2 protein-coding genes and 1 pseudogene are annotated in these 1,630 nt (G+C 52.8%); all 3 read left to right on the forward strand.

The genetic code is table 11. The features are described from left to right. A pseudogene (locus tag B2R48_RS01560) lies at window positions 1-314 on the forward strand (aspartate aminotransferase family protein); the annotation flags it as partial. Further along, window positions 314-1,144 (forward strand): 3-keto-5-aminohexanoate cleavage protein, encoded by an 831-nt coding sequence (locus B2R48_RS01565; RefSeq protein WP_296996977.1) that lies wholly within the window; start codon window positions 314-316, stop codon window positions 1,142-1,144. The pseudogene B2R48_RS01560 and the gene B2R48_RS01565, both read left to right, overlap by 1 nt. 205 nt (window positions 1,145-1,349) lie before the next feature. Next, window positions 1,350-1,630: TAXI family TRAP transporter solute-binding subunit (locus tag B2R48_RS01570; RefSeq protein WP_296996980.1), on the forward strand; the 281-nt coding region annotated here is incomplete at its 3' end.

Genomic DNA, 1,630 nt, shown 5'->3' on the forward strand with positions numbered 1-1,630 from the left:
AGGCAAAACTGGGTCAGCATCCGTTTGTTGGTGATATTCGTGGTCGCGGTCTGTTTCGTGGTGTGGAGCTTGTCGCAGATCGTGAAACCAAGGAACCGTTTGACCCGGCCCTTAAAATCAATGCCAAGATCAAGAAGGCCGCGTTTGCGCGCGGTCTGATGGCTTATCCCATGGGCGGCACGATTGATGGCGTGCGCGGTGACCATGTTCTGTTCGCGCCGGCCTTTATCATCAATGAAAACGACGTCACCAAGATCGTCGAGTTGTTTTCAAGTGCGCTTGATGATGTGTTTACGGCAGAGGGGCTGGCATAATGGCACATGGCGACAAGCCGTTTTTAATTGCATCGGCACCGAACGGCGCGCGCAAGACAAAAAGCGATTTGCCGAACATTCCGATCACACCGGCTGAGGTCGCCAAAACGGCGGCAGAATGCAAGGCCGCTGGTGCGGCAATGATGCATCTGCATGTTCGCGATGAAGATCAAAAACACAGCCTTGATGTTGGCCGGTATCGTGAAATGCTGGCGGAGGTGAGATCATCGGTTGGCGACGACATGCTGCTGCAGGTTACGACCGAGGCGGTGGGCATCTACACAGCACAACAGCAGATGGAGGCGATCAGGAGCCTTGTGCCCGAAGCCGTTTCCATTGCCATTCGCGAAATTGCGCCGTTGGATGCAGACCTCAATGCGTTGAAATCATTCTTTGAATTCATGCGCGAAGCCAAAATCGCACCACAGCTGATCCTGTATGTGCCCGAAGATGTCGCGCGCTTCAATCAACTCGTTGAAATTGGTGTCCTGCCCGGTGACAAGTTTCCGGTTCTGTTTGTGCTGGGGCGTTATACAGCGGGGCAGGTATCAGAACCTTATGATCTTTTGCCATTTATCGGAACCAGTCGGTATGTGTCGGAATGGATGCTGTGTGCGTTTGGTCGTTACGAGAATGCCTGCATTCTGACCGGTGCGGGACTGGGTGGGCATGCGCGCATCGGGTTCGAAAACAATCACCTTAGGGTTGACGGATCGCCTGCTTCGAACAATGCTGAACTGATTGCCCAAGCGCACGATGGTGCGATCCTGATGGGACGCAAAATCGCAACAGGTCAACAGGCCCGTCAAATCATGCAGCCCATCTGGTAAAACGGGCTCGCGAACAAGAAAAAATGAAGGAATACCTGATTCCTCAGGGAGAATTCGGGGTTATAGGCTTTTATTCCGACGTGTCGGACACTATAATCCCGCCGCCGAAACATCTGATTCTTCTGATGTTTCCGTTAAATTCAGTTGTTCGATGTCGAACGCTGAGAATGCCTAATAATAGGGTGTAAAAAGGGAGCGAATCCTTATGAAAAAACTTATCGCTGTAGCGGGTGCAGTCGCTGCAATTGCTGGTGCTTCACTGTTTTCCGGTCAGGCCTCGGCACAGGAAAACCGTTTCATCACCATCGGCACTGGTGGTGTGACCGGTGTGTACTATCCGACTGGTGGCGCGATCTGCCGCCTGGTCAACAAGGATCGCAAAGAGCACGGTATTCGTTGCTCGGTCGAATCCACTGGTGGTTCGGTTTACAACATCAACACCATTCGTACCGGCGAGCTGGACATGGGTGTTGCCCAGTCTGACTG

This window comes from Thalassospira sp. UBA848 (genome assembly GCF_002295455.1).
In the GTDB taxonomy this organism is placed as follows: Bacteria; Pseudomonadota; Alphaproteobacteria; order Rhodospirillales; family Thalassospiraceae; genus Thalassospira.